The following is a 24,264-nucleotide window of genomic DNA, read 5'->3' as shown; positions in this document are numbered from 1 at the left end:
TCAAATTGCACATGGTGTAAGTTGATACTCCGGCTGTGAGAGTCATCTCACAGCCGGGTCCGGGGACACCCTTTCCGGACTCGTCCAAACCGCAGAGGACAGCGCCGTCTTTTCGGGAAGCACTCAACACCGAGAAGGCAGTATATGAACCACAGCGCTCAGTCGACCCCCAAGACCACGGCCCCACCTGGCCGCATCGGGCTCTACGATCCGGCGCTCGAACACGACAACTGCGGTCTGGCCCTCATCGCCCGTTACAGAGGCGGAGCCGACCACACGGTCATCACCCAGGCCCTCGACGCTCTGCGCAGGCTCGAACACCGCGGCGGAATCGGTTCCGACGATGGGACCGGAGACGGTGCCGGACTGACCATCCAGATCCCGCACGACTATTTCGCCGCCGTTCTCGGCGAATCCGGAATCTCTCTTCCGGCGCCGGGCAGCTATGCCATGGGCATCGGCTTCTTCGCTCAGGACTACGCCGCCGATCTCAACGCCGCCACCGCTCCGCTGACCAAGGAGACGCAGCCCGATTTCAGCGTTGACGCCGCAGGCGTCGACCAGGACGCACTCGTGTCCAGGATCGCCGCGGAAGAAGGACTGCAGGTCCTCCACGTGGAATCCGCGGCTGTCGACCCCGGAGTGCTCGGTCGGATCGCCGCCGAGACCATGCCGGCCATGCGCTACGTGTTCTTCGGCTGTGATGAGAACCATCCCGCCCGAGATGAGAACGATCTCGCTCGCCGGGCGTTCATCGTGCGGAAGCGACTCGACAACGCCGGCCTCTACTTCCCGTCGCTGTCGCCGACGACGCTGACGTTCAAAGGAATGCTCTCCACCGCCCAGCTCGACCGCTTCTTCACCGAACTCGGTGACGAACGCCTCACCTCGGCGATCGCTCTCGTCCACTCCCGGTTCTCCACGAACACCTTTCCCTCCTGGCAGCTGGCACAGCCGTTCGGCACGATCGCCCACAACGGCGAGATCAACACGGTGCGCGGCAACCGGAACTGGATGCAGGCACGCGAATCCGCCCTGGCCAGCGACCTCCTCGAATCTCCGGTCGCAGGGACGTCCAAGGGACTCGAGCGGATCTTCCCGATCATTCCTGCCGGAGCCTCGGACTCCGCCTCTTTCAACTCGGTCCTCGAACTCATGGTCGCCTCCGGCCGGTCGCTGCCGCAGGCCATGCTGATGATGATTCCCGAAGCCTGGGAGAACAACCCGGCCATGTCCGAGGAGCGGCGGGCCTTCTACGAATACCACTCGCTGCTCATGGAGCCCTGGGACGGGCCGGCCTGCGTCGCCTTCACCGACGGCCGACTCGCCGGAGCCGTGCTCGACCGCAACGGCCTGCGCCCGGCCCGGTACATCATGACCGAGGACACCGTCGTGCTCGCCAGCGAAGCCGGAGTCGTCGACCTGCCCGAAGCCGAAGTCACCGCCCGCGGACGACTGACCCCCGGCAGGATGTTCCTCGTCGATGTGGAGGCCGGACGCATCATCTCCGACACGGAGATCAAGAACAGCCTCGCCACCGAACATCCCTACCGGGAATGGGTCGACGCCTCGGCCACCCGACTGGCCGAACTGCCCACCCGCGTCCACGTCAGCCACCCCGGCGCCTCGGTTCGGAGACGACAGCGGACCTTCGGATACACGGAGGAAGAGCTGCGTGTGCTCATCGCCCCGATGGCCGAAACCGGGGCCGAGCCGCTGGGCGCGATGGGCAGCGACACCGCGATCGCGGCGCTGAGTACCCGCCCCCGGCTGCTCTTCGACCACTTCCACCAGAACTTCGCCCAAGTGACGAACCCGCCGCTGGACTCCATCCGCGAGGACATCGTCACGAGCATGTCGGCCGGAATCGGCCGCGAAGGCAACCTGCTGTGCTCCACCGGGCCGGACTCCGCACATATCCTGCTCGAGCGGCCGGTGATCGACAACGACGAGCTCACGGCGATCGCGCACCTGTCCGGCAGCCACCTCGGCGAGGGAATCACCCGCCCCTCGGTGACGCTGTCGGGTCTGTACCCGGTCGGCGCCGGTGAGGACGCGATGGCTTCTCGCCTCGCCGACCTCTGCGCGGAGGCGAGCGCCGCGGTCGCCGAGGGCGCAGTGTTCCTCATCCTCACGGACCGGGAGTCGAACTCGGAATACGCGCCGATCCCGTCGCTGCTTCTCACCTCGGCCCTGCACCACCACCTCGTCCGCGAGCGCAGCCGCACGCAGGTGAGCATCATCGTCGAGGCCGGAGATGTTCGCGAGGTCCACCATGCAGCCACGCTCGTGTCCTTCGGCGCCTCGGCGGTCAACCCGTATCTGCTCATGGAATCGGCCGAGGATCTTGTCACGTCCGAACGGATCCGAGGCATCAGCGCCGAAGCGGCCGTGGCCAATGTGCTCACGGCGCTGAATAAGGGCCTGCTGAAGATCATGTCGAAGATGGGCATCTCGACCGTCCAGTCCTACCACGGGGCGCAGACCTTCGAGGCTCTCGGACTGGCGGATTCGGTCATCGATGAGCACTTCACCTCGACCCCGCATCAGCTCGGCGGCAAGACGCTGGACGACATCGCGGCCGAGACGACGGCGCGGCACGCCGATGCCTATCGTGAGGACCATCCGCGTCCGGCTCACCGGAACCTGCTCGTCGGCGGAGAATTCCAGTGGCGGAGGGAAGGCCCGGGGCACCTGTTCAACCCGGAGACGATCTTCAAACTGCAGCATTCGACGGCCACCGGTCGCTTCGACATCTTCCGGCAGTACACGCGTGCCGTCGACGAACAGTCCGCCGAGCTGATGACTCTGCGCGGGCTCTTCGACCTGGTCCCGACCGAATCGGGTCCGATCGACATCTCCGAGGTCGAACCCGCCGAAGCCATCATGCGCCGGTTCTCCACCGGGGCTATGAGCTACGGCTCGCTGTCGGCCGAAGCGCACGAGACGCTGGCGATCGCGATGAACCGGATCGGCGGAAAGTCGAATACGGGCGAGGGCGGCGAGGACACCGAGCGCCTGCTCGACCCGGAGCGTCGGTCGGCGATCAAGCAGATCGCCTCCGGTCGGTTCGGTGTCACCAGCCACTACCTCACCGCCGCCGACGACCTGCAGATCAAGATGGCCCAAGGTGCCAAGCCCGGCGAAGGCGGTCAGCTGCCGGGGGAGAAGGTGTACCCGTGGATCGCGAAGACCCGCCACGCCACTCCCGGAGTCGGTCTCATCTCGCCGCCTCCGCATCACGACATCTATTCCATCGAAGACCTCGCTCAGCTCATCCACGACCTCGGTCGGGCCAATGCGGCTGCCCGCGTCCACGTCAAACTCGTCTCCGGAATCGGAGTCGGCACGGTGGCCGCCGGAGTGGCGAAGGCCGGAGCCGATGTCGTGCTCATCTCCGGCCATGACGGGGGCACGGGTGCCAGCCCGCTCAACTCGCTCAAACACGCCGGAACCCCGTGGGAGCTCGGACTGGCAGAAGCCCAGCAGACCCTTGTGCTCAACGGTCTGCGCGAGCGGATCAGCGTCCAGGTCGACGGGCAGCTGAAGACCGGCCGCGACGTCATCATCGCCGCCCTGCTCGGGGCCGAGGAATTCGGCTTCGCCACCACCGCCCTCGTCGTCTCCGGATGCATCATGATGCGGGTCTGCCACCAGGACACCTGCCCGGTCGGCGTGGCCACGCAGAACCCGAAGCTGCGCGAACGGTTCCACGGTCAGGCCGACCATGTCGTGAACTTCTTCACCTTCATCGCCGAGGAGGTCCGCGGCTACCTCGCACAGCTGGGACTGCGCAGCCTCGACGAGGCGATCGGCGCCGTCGAACGTCTGCGCATCGACGCAGATCGGGCGACCGCCTCGGGACTGGATCTCGACCTGACACCGATCCTGACGGTTCCGACCGATCTCGACGGCGCTCCCGCCTCGGCGAGGGTGAGCCAGGCGCGCACACCACGTGACTTCGCGGGCGAACTCGACGTTCGACTGCTGGAGCAGGCAGGAGCGGCTGTCGCTGCCGGTTCCCCGGTGCACCTGAACGCCGAGGTGGAGAATACGGACCGGTCGGTCGGCACCCTGCTGGGCCACCGAGTGACTCAGGCCCACGGCGCGGACGGGCTGCCCTCGGGAACCGTGCGGGTGTCCCTGAACGGCACGGCCGGTCAGTCCCTGGGCGCCTTCATGCCGCGCGGTGTGAGCATCGATCTGCGCGGCGACGCCAATGACTACGTCGGGAAGGGACTGTCGGGCGGTACGATCAGCGTCGCGCCTCGCCCGGAGAACTCCACCCGACCGGAACACAACGTCATCGCCGGCAACGTCATCGGCTACGGTGCGACGTCCGGGTCGATATTCCTGTCCGGTACGGTCGGCGAGAGATTCCTCGTGCGCAACTCGGGCGTCGAAGCCGTCGTCGAAGGCATCGGAGACCACGGACTCGAATACATGACCGGGGGAGTGGCGGTCATCCTCGGACCCACCGGACGCAACTTCGCGGCCGGAATGTCCGGAGGCACGGCCTTCGTCCTCGACTTCAATCCCAGTCGACTCAACCCGAAGGAACGAGCCGCGGGCGTCTTCAGATTCGGCGGCATCGGCGACTCCGATGTGCCGATCCTGCAGAGACTGCTCAGCGACCATGTCGCGGCGACCGGTTCTCCGCTGGCCGGCGAACTGCTGGCCGGACTCGACCGCGGGCAGGACATCCTGTCCCGTTTCACCAAGATCATTCCCGTCGCCTATGCGCGAATCAAAGACATCCAGGAAGAGCTCGAGAACAGCGGCGAAACTGCCGATTCCGAGAACACCTGGCAGACCATTCTGGAGGCCGCACATGGCTGATCCGCGAGGATTCCTCACCACCACCGAACGCGAACTCCCTGCCCGCAGGCCCGTGCCGATCCGGCTCATGGACTACTCCGAGGTCTACGAGAAGGGTGATCCGGCACAGCTGCGCCGACAGGCTTCTCGCTGCATGGACTGCGGAGTGCCCTTCTGCCACCAAGGATGTCCGCTGGGCAACCTCATTCCGGAGTTCAACGACGCCATGTATCGCGGGGAGCTCTCCCGCGCCGTGGAACTGCTCCACGCGACGAACAACTTCCCCGAATTCACCGGCCGGGCCTGCCCGGCACCGTGTGAGAACGCCTGCGTGCTCGGCATCAACCAACCCGCCGTGACGATCAAACAGGTCGAAGTCTCCATCGTCGACGACGGATTCGCCGCCGGACTCATCACCCCCGTCGTCCCCGACCGGATCACCGGGCACACCGTCGCCGTCATCGGCTCCGGACCGGCCGGACTCGCCGCCGCTCAGCAGCTGACCCGAGCCGGGCACACGGTCGTCGTCTTCGAACGCGAGGACCGCCTCGGCGGACTGCTGCGCTACGGCATCCCGGACTTCAAACTCGAGAAGCACCATATCGACCGCCGCCTGACCCAGATGCGTGCCGAAGGCACTCGGTTCGAAACCGGAGTCGAGATCGGCCGCGACATCGACTTCGCCGCACTGCAGACTCGCTTCGACGCGGTGCTGGTGGCGACCGGAGCCACCGTGCCGCGCGATATGGAGCTTTCCGGGCGCGGACTGGACGGAATCGAATTCGCGATGGACTACCTCGTACCGTCCAACCGGGCACAGGCGTCCGACGCGGCCTCGGCGGCAGACTCGGCACCGTTCATCGACGCGGCCGGCAAGCACGTCGTCATCATCGGCGGCGGCGACACCGGGGCGGACTGCCTGGGCACGGCTCTGCGCCAGGGAGCCGCCTCGGTGACGACCCTGGCCATCGGCGCCCAGCCGCCGGTCGACCGCGATGCCGACTCGCCGTGGCCGACTGTGCCGCGGATCTTCGAGGTCCAATCCTCACATGAGGAGGGCGGAACCAGGCGGTATCTGGCCTCGACGACACGGTTCGTCGGAGACGACTCGGGCAAGGTGAGCGGAATCGAAGTCGCACAGACGCAGTTCGCCGACGGCCGCCGCATCCCGACACCGGGCACCGAGCACGTCATCCCCGCCGATCTCGTGCTGCTGGCACTGGGATTCAGCGGACCGGAGACCGCGCAGATCGATCTGGAAGCCGGTGCAGGTGGGGCATTCGACCGGGCCGAGGACTATGCGGCGCAGCCGGGAGTCTTCGTCGCCGGCGATGCCGGACGCGGACAGTCGCTCATCGTCTGGGCCATTGCGGAAGGCCGTGCCGCGGCCGCGGAAGTCGACCGGTTCCTGACCGGGTCGACGCGACTGCCGGCACCCGTGCGGCCCACCGACGAAGGGTTCAAATGCTAAGATAATGCATGTCAGGAATTGAGAAAGGGTGGTGGTGCGGCACAGCGAAGTGCCGCACTCTCACCGCCCGTGACCAGCGTAGAGCGGTGGAAACCGCCCGCTGAGACTTTAGGTAGGGTGGAGCGTATGAGGCGTGCAAAGATAGTCGCAACTTTAGGTCCGAACCAGAACTCCTATGAAGAGATCCGCGAGCTCGTCGATGAGGGCGTCGATGTCGCCCGATTCAATCTGAGCCACGGAAAGCGAGAAGAGCACGAAGAGAAGTTCGCCTGGGTCCGCCAGGCCGCCCTCGACACCGGACGCCCCGTCGCCGTCCTGTTGGACCTGCAGGGTCCGAAGATCCGCGTGGGCACCTTCGCCAACGGGAAGGAAGAGCTCGTCGAAGGGGCCACCTTCACCATCACCAGCCGTGACGTCCCCGGCACCGCAGAGCTCGTATCCACGACCCTGCCGACCCTGGCAGAAGACGTGTCCGTGGGCGATCCGCTGCTCATCGACGACGGGCGCCTGCGCCTGCGCGCCACCGAGGTGACCGACACCGATGTGGTCACCGAGGTCGAGATCGGCGGAACCATCTCCAACCACAAGGGCATCAACCTCCCCGGCGTCCCGGTCTCCGTCCCCGCCCTGTCGGAGAAGGACGTCGACGATCTCAAATGGGGGCTTCAGCTCGGCTTCGACTGGGTGGCCCTGTCCTTCGTCCGCAGCCCCGAGGACATGAACGATGTGCGCGCGGTCATGGACGAGGTCGGCATCACGGCTCCGGTCATCGCCAAGCTCGAGAAGCCGCAGGCCGTCGACCAGCTCGATGAGGTCATCGATGCCTTCGACGGAATCATGGTCGCCCGCGGCGACCTCGGCGTCGAACTGCCGCTCGAACAGGTGCCGATCGTGCAGAAGCGGGCCGTTGAGATCGCCCGCCAGCAGGCCAAGCCCGTCATCGTTGCCACGCAGATGCTCGAGACGATGATCGATGCGCCGCGGCCCACCCGCGCCGAGGCCAGCGACTGCGCGAACGCCGTCCTCGACGGCGCCGATGCGCTCATGCTCTCCGGTGAGACCTCGGTCGGTGCGCACTGGGTCGAGGCGATCCGGACGATGAGCCGGATCATCGGCTCCACCGAAGAGCACGGTCTCGAGCGGATCCCGGCACTGGGCACCGTCCCGCACACGAAGGGCGGAGCCGTCACCGCCGCTGCCGTGCAGATTGCTGAGCAGCTCGATATCGACCTCCTGTGCACCTTCTCACAGACCGGCGACTCCGTGCGGCGCATGTCGCGGCTGCGCCCTGCTTGGCCCATCCTCGGCTTCACGCCCGACCCGCAGGTCCGCCACCAGCTGGCGCTGACCTGGGGAGTGCGCCCGTACCTCGTGAAGACCGTGCGCCACACCGACCAGATGGCGCGTCAGGTCGACGCAGTTCTGCTCGCGGACGGCACCGCCCGCGAAGGCGATCAGAGCATCCTCGTGGCCGGTTCGCCTCCCGGGATCCCCGGTTCGACGAACGCCCTGCGCATCCACACCATCGGTGATGCCGCCAAGGGTGTGACGGCCGCCTATCAGGATGCCTCGGATTCCGAGGAGGACCCGCTGGCCGGATACGGAGTCGTGGCCGAAGCGCCGATCACCCGTGAAGTGCCGATCGTGCGCGAGGGCCACTCGCCCCGCCACTGACCGCTACGAGGCTCAAACGCCGGCGGCGCCTGCCCCATGATCACGGGGCGGGCGCCGTCGGCGTCTCTGTATCCGGGGCCGAGCGTGGACCGATTCCAAACTGCGAGACAGATCACAGGTGGCCGGGGAATTTTGCGGATTGCTCAACAGTTGTGCTCTCTGTTGCCTAATCCTCCCTGCGGATCTCAGATGGGAGGACCCGCTAGGAGAGGAATTCAATGAGACTGCCCGCGTGGAGCAAGTCCTTCGGAGTGCAGGTGACCATCGCACTCGTCGCCGGTGTCATCCTCGGGCTCATCGCCCGCTCATGGGGACCGGTCAGAGACACCGCTGACAACTGGCTCGGCCAGACCCTGGACACCATCGGCTCGTCGTATGTCACACTGCTCAAGGCCGCCGTCGTCCCACTGGTCATCACCGCGATCATCGCGAGCATCGGCAACCTGCGCAAGGTCACCAACGCCGCCAGGCTGGCGATGTCGACCCTGCTGTGGTTCGCCCTCACCGCTCTCATCGCCGTCGTCCTCGGACTCATCATCGGCATCGTCATGCAGCCCGGCGCCCACGCCGATGCCGCTTCGCTCAACGCCGGTGCACCAGACTCCCAGGGCAGCTGGCTGGGCTTCCTCACCGGACTGATCCCGGTGAACTTCCTCGGGCTCGAGGTGGCCACCGCACCCGATGACGCCGGAGTCATGACCTCCGAGGTCAACTTCAACATCCTCCAGCTCATCATCGTCTCCGGTGCCATCGGCATCGCCGCGGTCAAGGTCGGCAAGGCCGCAGAGCCGTTCCTCCAGTTCACCGAGGCGGCCCTGGCCGTGGTCCAGAAGGTCGTCTGGTGGATCGTGCGCATCGCCCCGATCGGTACGCTCGGCCTCATCGGCAACGCAGTGAACTCCTACGGCTGGTCGACGATGGGCTCGCTGCTGTGGTTCGTCGTCGCCGTCTACATCGGCCTCGCGATCGTCTTCTTCATCGTCTATCCGGCCCTGGCTCGCGCCAATGGACTGTCGGTGCGCCAGTACTTCTCCGGAGTCTGGCCGGCCACTCAGATGGGCTTCGTCTCCCGGTCGTCGATCGGCACCATGCCCGTGACGCAGAAGGTCGCCACCGACAACTTCGGGGTGCCCCACTCCTACGCCGCCTTCGCCGTGCCCTTCGGTGCGACGACGAAGATGGACGGCTGCGCTGCGATCTATCCGGCCATCGCCGCCGTGTTCGTCGCACAGTTCTTCGGCATCGATCTCTCCCTCATCCAGTACCTGCTCATCATCTTCGTCGCCGTCATCGGCTCGGCCGCAACGGCCGGCACGACAGGTGCGACCGTGATGCTCACCCTGACCCTGTCGACCCTGGGTCTGCCCCTCGAGGGCGTCGGACTGCTGCTGGCCATCGAGCCGATCGTGGACATGGGCCGCACCGCGCTCAACGTCTCCGGTCAGGCGCTCGTCCCGGCCATCGTGGCCAAGCGGCATGAGATCCTGGACGTCGAACGCTACGATGCCCCGCGCATCAACGGCTACGTTCCGACCGAGGAGGACGCAGATGTCGACGAGACCCGCACCGAGGACGCCCGCAGTCAGAGTTGATCTCCTCCCCGCCGAGGGGGTGGCCGAGCACGATGTCCTGCAGGTGACATCGCTGCTCGGCCGCCTCGTCGATGCAGGTGCCGCGCTCGGCTGGGTCTCAGCTCCGCCTGTCGAGGAGATCGCGGATCTCATCGGCTGCCTGGCCGCGGGCACTGACACCGGGGATTCCGCTGCCGCAATCGCTCGCACCGGAACCGAGATCACCGGCTTCGCGTACTGGAATCGGTACGCTCGCCCGACGTTCCGCCCCCATGTCGACATCGAAAAGGTGGCCGTCGCTCCGGACGCTCAAGGTCAGGGCGCGGGCAGGAAGCTGATGGAGGCGCTCATTCGGGCGGCACGTCATCACGGCACGGAAGTGGTCACTCTCGACCTGCGCGGAGACAATGCGGCCGCCATCGGCCTCTATGAATCCCTCGGCTTCACCCGATACGGACGACTCCCGGACTTCGTGGCGGTGGGGGAGAAGCGATACGACACGCTGCTGTACTCCCTCGACCTGCGCGCAGGCCGCTGATCTTCGGTCGCCCATCGGCTCCCGGGGAAATGCAGAAGGCACTGTCGACATCACGTTCGACAGTGCCTTCGTCTGTACCGGATGCGGGACTCGAACCCGCACGTCTTTCGACAATGCATTTTGAGTGCACCGCGTCTACCGATTCCGCCAATCCGGCGCGTCACGAGCTGTCCTGTCAGGACCGCCTGTGCAACGGGGACGATTCTACTGCGCGCGCGGACCGATTGCACAATCGCCACCCGCCGAGGATGCCCTCCGGTGGCCACCGTCACCGCCCGTGGCCACCCTCACAGAATAAACTTCCGGGTCCGCTGGCCATGACGCTGAGCGCCTGGTCTAGACTGGTGCCGTGCTTTCAAACAGCGAAGAATCAACTTCAGATGAGTCCGTGCCGGTCCGCCGCGTAGTCGTGGCCGAAGACGAGGCCGTGATTCGTCTCGATATCGTAGAAATGCTCCGCGAGGTCGGCTATGACGTCGTCGGTGAGGCGGCGGACGGCGAATCCGCCATCCGCCTGGCTGAGGAGCTGCGCCCGGACCTCGTCGTCATGGACATCAAGATGCCCATCCTCGACGGAATCTCCGCCGCCGAGCGCATCGCCAGGGCTCGCATCGCGCCGGTCGTGCTGCTCACCGCCTTCTCGCAGAAGGAGCTCGTCGAGCGGGCCCGCGATGCGGGTGCCATGGCCTATGTCGTCAAGCCGTTCACCTCGGCCGACCTCATCCCGGCCCTGGAGATCGCGCTCTCGCGTCATGCCGAGATCAGCTCGCTCGAGTCCGAGATCTCCGATCTCACCGAACGCTTCGAGACCCGCAAGCTCGTCGAGCGCGCCAAGAGCCTGCTGCAGACCTCCATGGGTCTGAGCGAGCCCGAAGCCTTCCGCTGGATCCAGAAGACGTCGATGGACCGTCGCCTGACGATGCGCGAGGTCGCTGAGACCGTGCTCAAGCAGATCGGCACGAAGAAGTAATCACCTCCCGGACCGGTCACGGTCCGGACCCGGAACCCGAGAGGGCCGGCGAATCCCGAGATGGATTCGCCGGCCCTCTGCTTTCGCTGTGGACTTTCGCCGAGGCGGCGCCGTGCCTCAGCCCTTCGGCTCGGTCTTCAGGATCATATTCGTGATCCGCACGATCGAGAGCAGGCGCCCCGCCTCGTCGGTCATCTTGACCTCATGGGAGACGATCGTGCGTCCCTGGTGGAGCACCTCGGCGCGACCGGTCACCACGCCCTCTCGCGCGGCACGCAGGTGAGTGGCGTTGAGATCGACCCCGACGACGTTCTTACCTCCGGAGAGCAGATACGAATGCATCGACGCCAGGGATTCGGCGAGAACGACGTGGCCGCCTCCGTGGAAGAGACCCATCGGCTGCCGATTGCCGACGACCGGAGCGGTGGCCACGACATGATCGTGGGCGAGCTCGACGAACTCGATTCCCATCCTCTCGGCCAGCTCACCCCCGGACCCCGGCGTGCGCAGCTGTCCGAGCAGCGTGTCGATCTCCTCAGGGGAGGTGTGAGCGGTCAGGGACACGTCGGGACGCAGCATCGGTTCTCCTTCAAGTCAGCTTCGAACGCTAGGCTATGCCATGTGAGTCACTCAAACGAATCCCTCCTGCTCATCGACGGACACTCCCTGGCCTACCGGGCATTCCACGCCCTGCCGGTCGAGAACTTCTCCACCAGCACCGGCCAGACGACGAACGCCATCTACGGCTTCATCTCCATGCTCATCAACGTCCTCCGCGACGAGGAGCCCAGCCACGTGGCCGTGGCCTTCGACCTCGGACGCCAGACGTTCCGCCTCGAGGAATACCCCGACTACAAGGCCGGACGGGCGAAGACTCCACCCGAGTTCCACCCGCAGCTCGACCTCATCAAGGACATCGTCACGGCGATGGGCATCCGGGTGGTGACGAAGGAGGGCTTCGAGGCCGATGACGCTCTGGCCACGATGGCGAAGATGGGCACGGATGCCGGCTCGTTCGTCGAGGTGATGAGCGGAGACAAGGATTCGTTCCAGCTCGCCTCCGACCGGGTGACGATCCTCTACCCGAAACGTGGAGTCAGCGATCTCAACCGGATGACGCCGGCCGCGGTCGAGGAGAAGTACGGGGTGAGCCCCGCGAACTACCGGGGGCTGGCCGCGCTCGTCGGTGAGAAGGCCGACAATCTGCCCGGTGTGCCCGGAGTCGGTGACAAGACCGCCGCGAAATGGCTCACCGCACACGGCGATCTGCCCGGGGTGTTGGACAACGCCGACAAGATCGGCGGCAAGGTCGGTGAGAAGCTGCGCGACCATATCAGCGAGGTGGAGCGGAACTACCGACTCAACCGCCTCCTCGACGACGTCGACTTGGGACTGGAGTTCGACGACCTGGCCTGGGGCGAAGGCGACCCGGCCGAGCTGTCGAGCCTGTTCGACCAACTCGAGTTCCAGGCCCTCGGCAAGCGTCTGGCCGCGATCTTCCCCGAGGCCGGAGCCGAGTCCGAACCGGCACCGACACGCGAGACGAACATCGAGACCGTCGACATCGACACTCTGCTGACGAAGATCGCCGACCACGATGTGCTGGCGCTTGATTCCGACGCCTCCTTCGAACTCGGCCACGGTCAGGCACGGACCCTGGCGGTCTCCGCCGAACCCGGCCAGGCCTGGGTCGTCGACCTCGCCGAGGCGGGGCAGAAGGCCGTCGGCGCGCTCGGTTCCGCCCTGGGCGGGCATTCGCTCATCCTCCACAGCTCGAAGCTGCAGATCAAAGCGTGGGAGTCGATGGGACTGTCCGTGACGGATATCGCCGGGGACACGGCCCTGGCTGCCTACCTCCTCGTTCCCGATGCCCGGTCCTACGAACTCGGTCAGATCGCCGCCGACCGCGCGGGAATCGATCTCAGCGAACCCGAGGCTGATTCCGGACAGCTCGCCCTCGACCTCGACTCCGATGCCGCGGTGACCACGCACGGCCAACGCGCCGCCGCCCTGCTCGAGGTCCACGAGGTGCTCGCGAAGGCCGTCGAAGACGCGAACATGACGCAGGTCTACCGCGAGATCGAACTGCCGCTCGTGCCCGTGCTCGCGCGCATGGAAGCGACCGGGATCGCCGTCGACGAGACCGAACTGTCGAACCTCATCGACGAATTCACGAAACAGGCCGAAGCCAGCGCAGGAGAGGCCTATGACGCGATCGGCCACGAGGTGAACCTCGGTTCTCCCAAACAGCTGCAGACCGTGCTCTTCGACGAACTCGATATGCCCAAGACCAAACGGACGAAGACCGGCTATACGACCGATGCCGACGCCCTGGCCGAACTGTTCGTCAAGACCGAACACCCCTTCCTCCAACACCTGCTGGCCTACCGGGATTCGACGAAGCTCAAGCAGACCGTCCTCGGACTGCTCAAAACTGTTGCCGACGACGGCCGCATCCACACCACCTACCAGCAGACTGTGGCCGCCACCGGACGGCTTTCGTCCCTGGACCCGAACCTGCAGAACATTCCGGTGCGGACCGAATCAGGCCGCCGCATCCGAGATATCTTCATCGCCGACCCCGAGGTGGCTGAGGGGACTCTGCTCACCGCCGACTACTCGCAGATCGAGATGCGGATCATGGCTCATCTGTCCGGCGATGCCGCGCTCATCCAGGCGTTCAAGGACGGCGAGGATCTCCACTCCTATGTCGGCTCGAAGGTCTTCGGAGTCGGCATCGACGAGGTTGACTCCGAGATGCGCTCGAAGGTCAAGGCCATGTCCTACGGGCTGGTGTACGGGCTCTCCGCCTACGGCCTCTCCCGGCAGCTTGCGATCGGCGTCGATGAAGCCAAGGGGCTGATGGACCAGTACTTCGAACGCTTCGGTGCAGTCAAGGACTACCTCGACGACATCGTCGAGCAGGCTCGCGCCAAGGGGTTCACGGAGACCATCATGGGCCGTCGTCGTTATCTGCCGGCGCTGCACAGCGACCGTCGACAGCTGCGGGACATGGCCGAACGCGCCGCACTCAACGCTCCGATCCAGGGTTCGGCAGCCGACATCATGAAGATCGCCATGCTCAAGGTGGCCGCCCGTCTGGACGGTCTCCGCTCGCCGATGCTGCTGCAGGTCCATGACGAGATCATCGTCGACGTCCGTCCGGAAGAGATCGATGAGGTGAAGACGATCGTCACGGAGGAGATGGGGTCGGCGTTCGAACTCGATGTGCCTCTGGACGTCAACGTCGGCACCGGACGCTCCTGGCACGCCGCCGCCCACTGAGCTGCTGCCCGCTGTCCCGTCGAACTCGTTCAAGCGCAAGCGCAGAGAACGATCTTGCCCACGCTCGTTCAAGCGTCCCCGCAGTTTTCGCGCCGTGTACCACACGACTTCCCCGCTAGCGCTTGAACGAGAGCGCGACGGGTGAGTTGCGCGGTCCTGCCCCAGCCGGGAGTCGATGATGTCGTCCGCGAACGCGGCGTCGCCTCGGGGGAGGCGCACACGGACCTTCGAGCTCGCCGTCCACGGCATCGACATCGCCACGATACTCGGTGCCGAACCACTTGTTCCGGAGGCCGCGCTCCGGGAATCATTGGCGATCGCAGCGGGGCTGGCGATGCAGAGCGGGAAAGGAAGTTCAGTGCTCGCCGGGCTGACCGGCCGCGGGGGACTGGCCGAGGACTTCACAGTCCTCGGCTGAGGATCGTCCCCGTTCCGGCCCCGTCAGTCCTTGGTCAGGGTGGTGGAGAAGATCGCGGTACCGGGCATGAGCGCACCGCGCAGCGGTGACCAGCCGCCCCAAGCGGTCCGATTCTCCTCGGGCCATTCGGGTTCGGTCACCGAATCGAGCGTGAAGCCGGCTTCGACGAGGAGACGGACCCAATCGCTCATCGTCCGGTGATGCTCGGCGTAGACCGGCTGACCGTCCGAGGACAGCTCGACGTACGGAGTGCGATCGAAGTACGAGTACTCAACCGTCAGGCCGGCCTCACCCGGAACATCGGGGAACATCCACCGCATCGGGTGAGTCGTTGAGAAGACCCACTGTCCGCCGTTGCGCAGCACTCGCGCCACCTCGGCGAAGACGACCTCGGCGTCCTTGACGAAGGGCAGGGCGCCGTAGGAGGAGAACGCGCGATCGAAGCTGTTCGATGCGAACGGCAGCTGTCGGGCATCGGCGAGGAGGAACGTCGGGGGAGTCGCCTCGGCGCTCAGGGGATGTTCGCGCTGCAGACGCGAGGCCTGCTCGAGCATTCCGGCGGAGACGTCGACACCTGTGGTGATCGCGCCCTGCTCGGCCAGCCACCGGGAGCACTGACCGGCTCCGCAGCCGACCTCGAGAACCTGCTTCCGGGCGACATCGCCGAGGAGGCGCACATCGGATTCGTGAATTCCTTCCGGACACCAGATGAAATCCGAAGCCCCGAGGAACGTGCCGTGTTCGGCGAGATACTCCTCGGCCGAGTTGTCCCAATAGCTGCGATTGGCCCGGACGGAAGCCTCTTCGTCGATCGGGAGATAGCCACCGCTGATGACCTCGGCTCCGTCAGTTCCTTCGCTCATGGTTCCTCCGTGGCCCCAGGTGGTGATGATTCGTCTCTTCGGCGTGCATTCACACCCGAAAAGGTGCTAGCATTGACAACCGTATGCGCCTGTGCATACAAGTCCAAATTCGCAATCGAGACCGGATTCGGTTCTTGCGGCAACTTACACGACCTGTCGCCAGGGTACCGGATCTGGACCAATATTCCATCGGAGTCCCTACCTATATGACCACCACCACGCCGGAATCGGTGCAGCCGAAGCAGGTCGCTGTCAACGACATCGGAACCGCTGAGGATTTCCTCGCCGCCGTCGATGAGACCATCAAGTACTTCAACGATGGCGACATCGTTGAGGGCGAAGTCGTCAAGGTCGACCGTGACGAAGTCCTCGTCGACATCGGATACAAGACGGAAGGCGTCATCCTCGCACGTGAGCTTTCCATCAAGCACGATGTCGATCCCGGCGAAGTCGTCGAGGTCGGGGACGAAATCGAAGCCCTCGTTCTTCAGAAGGAAGACAAAGAGGGTCGTCTCATGCTGTCGAAGAAGCGCGCTCAGTACGAGCGTGCCTGGGGCGACATCGAGAAGATCAAGGAAGACGACGGCGTTGTCACCGGCACCGTCATCGAGGTCGTCAAGGGCGGTCTGATCGTCGACATCGGACTGCGCGGATTCCTGCCCGCGTCCCTCGTCGAGATGCGCCGCGTCCGCGACCTCGCCCCCTACATCGGCCAGCAGGTCGAAGCCAAGATCATCGAGCTCGACAAGAACCGCAACAACGTGGTCCTGTCGCGCCGTGCCTGGCTCGAGCAGACCCAGTCGGCCGTTCGTCACGACTTCCTGCAGACCCTGCAGAAGGGCCAGGTCCGTCCTGGTGTCGTGTCCTCCATCGTCAACTTCGGTGCGTTCGTCGACCTCGGTGGTGTCGACGGACTCGTCCACGTCTCCGAACTGTCCTGGAAGCACATCGATCACCCGGGTGAGGTCGTCACCGTGGGCGACGAAGTCACCGTCGAGGTTCTCGACGTCGACATGGACCGTGAGCGCGTTTCGCTGTCGCTCAAGGCCACCCAGGAAGATCCTTGGCAGCACTTCGCTCGCACGCACGTCATCGGACAGATCGTGCCGGGCAAGGTCACCAAGCTCGTTCCGTTCGGTGCATTCGTGCGCGTCGAAGACGGCATCGAAGGCCTCGTCCACATCTCCGAGCTGGCCGTGCGCCACGTGGATCTGCCCGAGCAGGTCGTTTCGGTCGACGAGACCATCTACGTCAAGGTCATCGACATCGACCTGGAACGCCGCCGCATCTCGCTGTCGCTGAAGCAGGCGAACGAAGGCGTCGACCCCGAGGCCGAAGAGTTCCTCGACCCCGCTCTGTACGGCATGCCGCAGGAGTACGACGAGGACGGCAACTACAAGTACCCCGAGGGCTTCGACCCCGAGACCAACGAATGGGTCGAGGGCTACGAAGCTCAGCGCGAGACCTGGGAGCAGCAGTACGCCGCCGCTCAGGAACGCTGGGAAGAGCACAAGAAGCAGGTCGCCAAGGCCATCGCAGCGGATGCCGAGGCCTCCGCAGCCGATGCCGTCGGATCTGCCGAGGCCGCTCCGGCCACCGGATCGTTCTCCTCCGAAGAGGCGAGCGACGAGGGCACCCTGGCCAGCGACGAAGCTCTTGCAGCCCTGCGTGAGAAGCTTGCAGGCAGCTGATAGCAGCCACCAGAAGGGCTCCCGGTCGGAAGGCCGGGAGCCCTTTCTGTATGCCCCCACGGCTCGGGCACGCCTGCGCCCGTGGCTGTGGTACACCCTCATCCTCTGTGTCGGCAGCCTGACCGTCTTCGGCTCCGTCGCCGCGGACCCCGGCGGCAGCGTCGTCGCCTCCAACGACGACACCTCACTGTTCATCTGGTGGCTCGGGCACGGCGCGCAGGTTCTCGCAGACATCCTCGGATTCGGACCGGGGGAAACCGGCGGCCTGTTGTACACGGAATCGATGAACGCCCTCGGCGGGGGAGTCAACGGAGCCTGGAACACCTCGCTCGCAGGGTTTGCGATCCTGCTCGCTCCCGTGACGTGGGTGGCCGGCCCCGTCGTGAGCTACAACCTCCTCATCCTCGCCTTCCCGGTGCTCGGCAGCCTGGCCACAGCTGTGCTCTTCCGCCGCTTCCTCGACCGCCTGCCCGCTTTCATCGCCGCTGCCGGAGTCGGCTTCTCCAGCTATGTCATCGCCCAGCTCGGCGGCCACCCGAACCTCGCCTATATCGTCACCCCGCCCCTGACCGCCTGGGCGATCCTCGCTCTCCTCGACCTCGGCCGCGCGACACAGGTGGATCCCGGCCGTTCTCTGCTGCGCAGCCGTCGCCTGTGGCTGCTCGGAGGAGGGTTCGGGCTCCTCCTCGGCTTCCAGTTCTACGTCTCCACCGAAGTTCTGGCCGGAACCTTCCTCGCCGCACTCTGCTTCCTGGCCAGCCTCGCCGTCTTCGGACGCCGCCTCTACCGCGCCCGGTCATGGGTCGCCCTCGGTCTCGGTTCCGCAGTCGCCGGCTGTATCGCCATGCTGTGTGCGATCCCGCTGCTGGTGACCATGTCCGGACCGAACGCCCCGCAGGGCGCCATCCGCCCACACGGAGTATGGAACACCGACCTGCTCGACCCGATCTTGCCCGCAGCCCCGGCCTGGCTGAGTTCCGGAGTGTCTCCTCTGCCCCGAATCATGGAGATCGACCCCGCCGAACTCGGCGCCTACGTCGGCGCACCAGCTCTGGCGGCGGCTGTGCTCATCGTTCTCGGCCTCGCCCACCGGTCCGCACACGCGGTGCCGGTGCGCATCGCCGCGGCAACCGGCATCCTCGTCGGCCTGCTGGCACTCGGCTCACCGATCCTCCTCGGCGGCCGAATCGCCCTCGCGACCGGTCCGTTCGCGCTCATCGAAGCCATCCCCGTACTCAACAACATCCTGCCCATGCGGCTCGTCCTCCACTCGACGATCGCGCTCTTCGCCGTGCTCGGAATCGGCCTCCAATGGGCGCTGAGCCACCGGAAGCTGCTTCGCGCCCGCGCCCTCCTCATCCTGCTCGTCCTCGCCGCCGTGGCCGTCCTCCCCGCTCCGCAGACCGCCCATGAGGTGACCGTTCCGGACTTCTACGAGCACTCCATCGCCGAGGTGATCCCTGCCGGATCCGTCGTCAAGACCTTCCCCCGCCCCCTCGCATGGGCTGAGCCCCACGCCGACGAAGCCATGGTGTGGCAGTCGGTCAGCGGATTCCGCTACCGCGAGACCGGCGGCTACTTCATCGGCTCGAGCCCGGAATCGGCGGTGACCTATTCCGCCCCCGAGGATGCCCTCGACGAACTCCTGCACGGCTCCGTCTTCGACGGCGAGCCAATGCCGGGCGCGGACAGCTCGGAAGTCGCCTCGGCGATCGCCGAACTGAGGGAGACCGGGGTCGACTTCATCGTCCTCGCCCCCGAGGCTCCGCTTCTGCCGGGCGGTGAGGGAGACTATGCAGCATTCCTCGATGCCGCCGTCGGAGATCCGATCTTCGCCGATGAGGGAGTGCGGGTCTACCGACTGGATCAGTAGGATGATCCCATGCTGAGAATCGGTCTCACCGGCGGAATCGGCGCCGGAAAGTCAACGGTGTCCGCAATGCTCGTCGAACACGGGGCGGTGCTCGTCGACGCCGACAGGATCGCCCGCGAAGTCGTCGAACCCGGACAGCCGCTGCTCGAGAGACTGGCCGAGGCCTTCGGGCCGCAGGTGCTGCACTCCGACGGTTCGCTCGACCGGCCGGCACTGGCCGCGGCAGCCTTCGTCGATTCCGAGCACACAGCACGGCTCAACGGCCTCATGCATCCGGCGATCCGCGACCGCACCGCCGAACACTTCGCCATGTACGCCGACGCCGAGATCGTCGTCCACGACGTCCCGCTGCTCGTCGAGAACGACATGACACCGGCCTACCACCTCAATCTCCTCGTCGACGTGCCCGCCGAAGTGCGCCTGCAGCGGCTCATGGACTCCCGCGGAATGGACCGCGACGACGCCGCCGCACGGATCTCCCGCCAAGCCGATGACGACACCCGCCGAGCAGCCTGCGATGTCATCATCGACAACTCCGGTCCCGTCGAAGAGACGAAGGCCGCGGTCGCCCGGCTCATCGAATCGCGGATCCGGCCCTTCTCCGCCAATCTCGCGTCCGGGCAGCGGGCACCGAAGGCAGCCCTCGAACTCGTCGATCCCGCGGATGCCGACTGGATCGGTGACGCGCAGAGAGCGATCAGGAAGCTGCGACACGGCACGGGCGAGGAGTTCGCCATCGAACATATCGGCTCCACCTCTGTGCCGGAACTGCCCGCCAAGGACGTCATCGATCTGCAGCTCCTCGTCCCCGATCTCACCGCCGCCAGGGAGCTGGCACCCCGACTGGCCGAACTCGGCTATCCGGGAGCCGAGATGAGCGACCACCTCGGCGAAGAGTCGACCGAAGGGAAATGGTTCCACGCGAACACGGACCCCGGCCGCGCCGTCAATCTGCATGTGCGCACCGCGGACTCGGTCGGTGTGCGCTTCGCCCGCGCGTTCCGTGACCTGCTCATCGCAGACACGGGGGAGCGGGACCGTTACCTCGAGTTGAAGAGAGACCGTTTGGCCGAAGCCAAGGCTGCGGGCGGGACGAACGGGCAGATGATGCGAACATATGCGGAATCGAAGGAACCGTACTTCCTGCAGATGCGCCGCCGACTGGTGCCCGACAGCTTCGACTGACACGCTGACACATGTCGGCAGGCATTTCGCCGAGGCTGCCGTTCCGACTCCGGTCTGCCCAATGTCAGGGGCGGGGGCTAGGGTTGGACTATGAGCTCAGAACGCCCCCTGCCAGCGATCGGCCACCGCCCCGACGTCACCCGCGAGGTGGCGCCGTTCGAGGTCGTCTCCGAGTATTCTCCCTCCGGTGACCAGCCGACGGCGATCCGAGAGATCTCCGACCGGCTCGACGCGGGTGAGCGGGACATCGTCCTCCTCGGTGCCACCGGCACAGGCAAGTCGGCGACGACGGCATGGCTCATCGAGCAGGTGCAGAGACCGACCCTGATCATGGCGCCGAACAAGACTCTCGCCGCGCAGCTGGCGAACGAGTTCCGACAGCTGCTGCCCAACAACGCGGTCGAGTACTTCGTCTCCTACTACGACTACTACCAGCCGGAAGCCTATGTGCCGCAGACTGACACGTTCATCGAGAAGGACTCCTCGATCAATGACGAAGTCGAACGTCTCCGGCACTCGGCCACGAACTCGCTGCTGACCAGACGCGACGTCGTCGTGGTCTCGACGGTGTCGTGCATCTACGGTCTCGGCACTCCTGAGGAATACGTCGATCGGATGGTCACCCTTCACAAGGGCGACGAATGCGATCGGGACGAACTGCTCAAACGCTTCGTGTCGATGCAGTACGCCCGCAATGACATGGCTTTCACCCGCGGGACCTTCCGCGTGCGAGGAGACACCGTCGAGATCATCCCACAGTACGAGGAGCTCGCGCTGCGGATCGAATTCTTCGGCGACGAGATCGAATCGCTGCAGACCCTCCACCCGCTGACGGGTGAGATCGTGCGCGACGAGGACACCATCCACGTGTTCCCAGCCAGCCACTACGTCGCCGGTGAGAACCGGATGGCCACTGCGATCAGCGGCATCGAGGACGAGCTGCAGAACCGGCTGAGCGAGTTCGAATCGCAGAACAAGCTGCTGGAAGCCCAACGGCTGAAGATGCGCACAACCTATGACCTCGAGATGATGGAGTCGATGGGCTTCACCTCCGGCATCGAGAACTACTCCCGGCACATCGACGGCCGCGATCCCGGTTCGGCACCGAACTGCCTGCTCGACTACTTCCCCGAGGACTTCCTGCTCGTTATCGACGAGTCCCATGTCACGGTCCCGCAGATCGGCGGAATGTACGAAGGCGATATGTCTCGCAAGCGCACCCTCGTCGAGCACGGATTCCGCCTGCCCAGTGCCATGGACAACCGGCCGCTGAAATTCGACGAGTTCCGGGAGCGCGTGGGACAGAGCGTGTACCTGTCGGCCACACCCGGCAATTTCGAGCTCGGCAACGCCAACGGATACGTCCAGCAGATCATCCGCCCCACCGGACTCGTCGACCCCGAGATCAAGGTCAAGCCGACGAAGGGGCAGATCGACGATCTCCTCGACGAGATCAAGACCCGAGTCGACGCGAACGAACGTGTGCTCGTGACGACGCTGACGAAGAAGATGGCCGAAGATCTCACCGACTACCTGCTCGAACACGATATCCGGGTCCAGTACCTCCACTCCGATGTCGACACTCTGCGACGTGTGGAGCTGCTCACAGAGCTGCGTGCGGGCGAATTCGATGTGCTGGTCGGCATCAACCTCCTGCGTGAGGGTCTCGACCTTCCCGAGGTCTCGCTGGTGGCGATCCTCGATGCCGACAAGGAAGGCTTCCTCCGGTCGTCGACATCGCTCATCCAGACGATCGGTCGTGCCGCACGTAACCTCAACGGCCAGGTGCACATGTACGCCGATACGATCACGGATTCGATGCGCACCGCCATCGACGAGACCGACCGCAGGCGCGCCATCCAGATCGCCTACAACGAAGAGCACGGAATCGATCCTGCCCCGCTGGTCAAGCGGATCGCCGACATCACCGAACGACTGCAGCGTGAGGACGAGGACACTCGAGAGCTGCTCACCGAATTCGACTACGGCAAGGGCAAGCGCGGCTACAACTCGACCCTGACCGACGAACAGAGGGAAGCCGCCGGCAAACCCGGTTCGCTGCGCCCGCCGGCGGCCGACCTCACCGAACTCATCGAATCGCTGACCTCGCAGATGCATTCGGCCGCCGCGGAGCTGCAGTTCGAACTCGCCGCACGACTGCGCGATGAGCTCTCCGACCTCAAGCAGGAGCTGCGCCAGATGAAGGAGGCCGGGCACGCCTGATCCGCACCGGTGACGCGCGAGTGATGCTCGCGTGTTTATACTGGTGTGCTGGCGAAAGGGAGTATCCCGTCCATCCGCGGTCGTCACCACGACCCCACAAGGGGTCCGGCCGCGGAGCGCACGCAGCATCACCGCGTGGGAGAGACTTTCGACCTGGATACATCCTGTTCACCACGAAAGGCATCCATGGATATTCTGTCCTCCACGCTCGCGGCCGGCGGCAACGCCGCTGCTGCGAGCGAATCTCCGATTCCCGTCTGGTTCATGATCACCTCGGGAATCATCGTCGTTGCGATCCTCGTCTTCGACCTCCTGCTGGTCGTCAAGCGCCCACACACCCCGTCGATGCGGGAAGCGAGCATCTGGGTCGCCTTCTACGTCGCCCTGGCTCTGGTCTTCGCCGGCGCGCTCTTCGCCATCGGCGATGCCCAGCACGGCAGCGAGTTCCTCACCGGCTGGCTGCTCGAGTACTCGTTGAGCATCGACAACCTGTTCGTCTTCATCATCATCATGGGCAGCTTTTCGGTACCGCGGAAGTACCAGCAGGAAGTGCTCATGGTCGGCATCATCATCGCCATCATCTTCCGCGGCATCTTCATCCTCGCGGGTGCGGCGATCATCAGCGCCTTCGTCGAGGTCTTCTTCATCTTCGGCATCTTCCTCCTCATCGTCGCCTACCGGCAGGCCTTCAGCTCCGAAGACGACGGCGACGGCGAAAACGGTCTCATCCGGTTCCTGCGCAAGCGGATCAACGTCGTCGACGAATACCACGGCAACAAGCTGCGGGTGACCCTCGACGACAACAAGAAGTACTGGACCCCGATGTTCATCGTGTTCATCGCCATCGGCTCGACCGATGTGATGTTCGCGCTCGACTCGATCCCCGCGATCTTCGGCGTCACTCAGAATGCGTTCCTCGTGTTCACCGCGAACGTGTTCGCCCTCATGGGACTGCGTCAGCTGTACTTCCTGCTCGGAGGACTCGTCGACAAGCTCGTCTACCTCCACTACGGAATCGCCGCGATCCTCGGCTTCATCGGCGTCAAGCTCATCATCCACGCTCTGCACTCGAGCGACTGGGAGTTCCTCTCGTGGGGTCACTCGATCCCCGAGGTGCCGACGTGGCTGTCCCTGACCGTCATCGTCCTCGCCATGGTGGTGGCCACCGTCGCCTCACTCGTGAAGATGAAGAAGGACGGCATCTCCTTCAAAGACGTCAGCTCGAACGAATCCGAAGAGGCCTGAGCCGATCGGATACGTTTGCGTCGGCACCGCCTCGGTGTCGGTACAGAGCGAGCGGGGTCCGTCTCGATCTCTCGAGACGGACCCCGCTCGTGTCTTCCCGGTCAGGGCAGAACCGGACCGGCAGTGCGACGCTCAGCCCTGGGCGAAGGGGCCGAACACGGGAGTCCATTCGCGGATGTCCGTCGACTCGATGACACCGAGCGAGGCATAGGGATCGGCGGCGAGGTGGCCTTCGACCTCCGCACGGTCGGCAGCGTTGAGGATCAGCAGCCCTCCCGGCTGCGGATCGTTGTCCAGGGGACCGGAGGCGAGGATCGTACCGGTCTCATTCAGCTCCGCCTGCCAGCGGCGATGCGCGGGGCGATGTTCCATCCGCGTATCAGTATCGGGACCATAGTGGTAGGTGACGGCGAAGACCGGCATATGTGACTCCTCGGTG

The 24,264-nt window shown here is 65.3% G+C and carries 16 protein-coding genes and 1 tRNA gene; 13 read left to right on the top strand and 4 right to left on the bottom strand.

The window, feature by feature from the left end:
- The first annotated feature begins 144 nt into the window (after positions 1-144).
- The 5 genes from gltB to HIM68_RS03650 all read left to right on the top strand — a co-directional run bounded on the left by gltB (position 145) and on the right by HIM68_RS03650 (position 10,072).
- Positions 145-4,839: a glutamate synthase large subunit gene (gltB, locus tag HIM68_RS03670; protein ID WP_172169666.1), complete on the top strand. Its 4,695-nt coding sequence runs from the start codon at positions 145-147 to the stop codon at positions 4,837-4,839.
- Positions 4,832-6,289, top strand: a complete 1,458-nt coding sequence (locus HIM68_RS03665; protein WP_172169663.1) for a glutamate synthase subunit beta — start codon at positions 4,832-4,834, stop codon at positions 6,287-6,289. Before gltB ends, HIM68_RS03665 begins: the two co-directional genes overlap by 8 nt.
- Before the next feature lie 126 nt (positions 6,290-6,415).
- Entirely contained in the window at positions 6,416-7,963 is a 1,548-nt protein-coding gene (pyk, locus tag HIM68_RS03660) for a pyruvate kinase (protein ID WP_139467307.1), read from the top strand.
- Between the two features lie 218 nt (positions 7,964-8,181).
- The gene (locus HIM68_RS03655; protein ID WP_172169659.1) at positions 8,182-9,555 is read left to right on the top strand and encodes a dicarboxylate/amino acid:cation symporter; all 1,374 of its coding nucleotides are present in this window, start codon (positions 8,182-8,184) and stop codon (positions 9,553-9,555) included.
- On the top strand, positions 9,512-10,072 hold the full coding sequence (locus HIM68_RS03650; protein ID WP_172169656.1) for a GNAT family N-acetyltransferase: 561 nt from the start codon (positions 9,512-9,514) through the stop codon (positions 10,070-10,072). The genes HIM68_RS03655 and HIM68_RS03650 overlap by 44 nt, the downstream gene beginning before the upstream one ends.
- Before the next feature lie 75 nt (positions 10,073-10,147).
- Here HIM68_RS03650 and HIM68_RS03645 read toward each other — a convergent pair.
- Positions 10,148-10,229: transfer RNA gene (locus tag HIM68_RS03645), tRNA-Leu, on the bottom strand.
- Between the two features lie 231 nt (positions 10,230-10,460).
- Between HIM68_RS03645 and HIM68_RS03640 the strand changes: the two genes are divergently transcribed.
- On the top strand, positions 10,461-11,042 hold the full coding sequence (locus HIM68_RS03640) for an ANTAR domain-containing response regulator (RefSeq protein ID WP_101544335.1): 582 nt from the start codon (positions 10,461-10,463) through the stop codon (positions 11,040-11,042).
- 117 nt (positions 11,043-11,159) lie between these two features.
- Here the strand turns inward: HIM68_RS03640 and HIM68_RS03635 are convergent, their stop codons facing one another.
- Entirely contained in the window at positions 11,160-11,621 is a 462-nt protein-coding gene (locus HIM68_RS03635) for a PaaI family thioesterase (protein ID WP_139467304.1), read from the bottom strand.
- Positions 11,622-11,663: 42 nt separating this feature from the next.
- Here HIM68_RS03635 and polA point away from each other — a divergent pair, with 42 nt between their 5' ends.
- Positions 11,664-14,327 carry a DNA polymerase I gene (polA, locus tag HIM68_RS03630; RefSeq protein WP_172169653.1) on the top strand — a complete coding sequence of 888 codons (2,664 nt, stop codon included), beginning with the start codon at positions 11,664-11,666 and terminating at the stop codon, positions 14,325-14,327.
- A 178-nt stretch (positions 14,328-14,505) separates the two neighbouring features.
- A complete protein-coding gene (locus HIM68_RS03625; protein WP_172169650.1) occupies positions 14,506-14,745 on the top strand; it encodes a hypothetical protein in 240 nt (79 codons plus the stop codon).
- Positions 14,746-14,768: 23 nt separating this feature from the next.
- Here HIM68_RS03625 and HIM68_RS03620 read toward each other — a convergent pair whose 3' ends face one another.
- Positions 14,769-15,608, bottom strand: coding sequence for a class I SAM-dependent methyltransferase (locus tag HIM68_RS03620; RefSeq protein WP_139467301.1), 840 nt, complete (start codon positions 15,606-15,608; stop codon positions 14,769-14,771).
- A gap of 206 nt (positions 15,609-15,814) precedes the next feature.
- Between HIM68_RS03620 and rpsA the strand changes: the two genes are divergently transcribed.
- From rpsA to HIM68_RS03595, 5 genes are all read left to right on the top strand, one after another.
- The gene (gene rpsA, locus HIM68_RS03615) at positions 15,815-17,299 is read left to right on the top strand and encodes a 30S ribosomal protein S1 (RefSeq protein WP_139467300.1); all 1,485 of its coding nucleotides are present in this window, start codon (positions 15,815-15,817) and stop codon (positions 17,297-17,299) included.
- The gene (locus HIM68_RS03610) at positions 17,277-19,172 is read left to right on the top strand and encodes a hypothetical protein (RefSeq protein WP_367647419.1); all 1,896 of its coding nucleotides are present in this window, start codon (positions 17,277-17,279) and stop codon (positions 19,170-19,172) included. Before rpsA ends, HIM68_RS03610 begins: the two co-directional genes overlap by 23 nt.
- 9 nt (positions 19,173-19,181) lie before the next feature.
- On the top strand, positions 19,182-20,357 hold the full coding sequence (gene coaE / locus HIM68_RS03605; protein ID WP_172169647.1) for a dephospho-CoA kinase: 1,176 nt from the start codon (positions 19,182-19,184) through the stop codon (positions 20,355-20,357).
- 90 nt (positions 20,358-20,447) lie between these two features.
- Positions 20,448-22,580, top strand: a complete 2,133-nt coding sequence (uvrB, locus tag HIM68_RS03600) for an excinuclease ABC subunit UvrB (protein ID WP_253903699.1) — start codon at positions 20,448-20,450, stop codon at positions 22,578-22,580.
- 186 nt (positions 22,581-22,766) lie between these two features.
- Complete coding sequence (locus HIM68_RS03595) at positions 22,767-23,825, top strand: TerC/Alx family metal homeostasis membrane protein (RefSeq protein ID WP_139908084.1); 1,059 nt, start codon at positions 22,767-22,769, stop codon at positions 23,823-23,825.
- Between the two features lie 132 nt (positions 23,826-23,957).
- On the opposite strand, the gene HIM68_RS03590 is transcribed toward HIM68_RS03595, so the two are convergent.
- Entirely contained in the window at positions 23,958-24,248 is a 291-nt protein-coding gene (locus tag HIM68_RS03590; RefSeq protein ID WP_172169644.1) for a YciI family protein, read from the bottom strand.
- Between the last annotated feature and the right edge of the window lie 16 nt (positions 24,249-24,264).

Origin of the sequence: Brevibacterium sp. CT2-23B, from assembly GCF_013168765.1 — a bacterium.
Lineage (GTDB): Bacteria > Actinomycetota > Actinomycetes > Actinomycetales > Brevibacteriaceae > Brevibacterium > Brevibacterium sediminis.
Note: the sequence above shows the minus strand (reverse complement) of the source record. Positions and strands in the feature narration are given on the sequence as shown.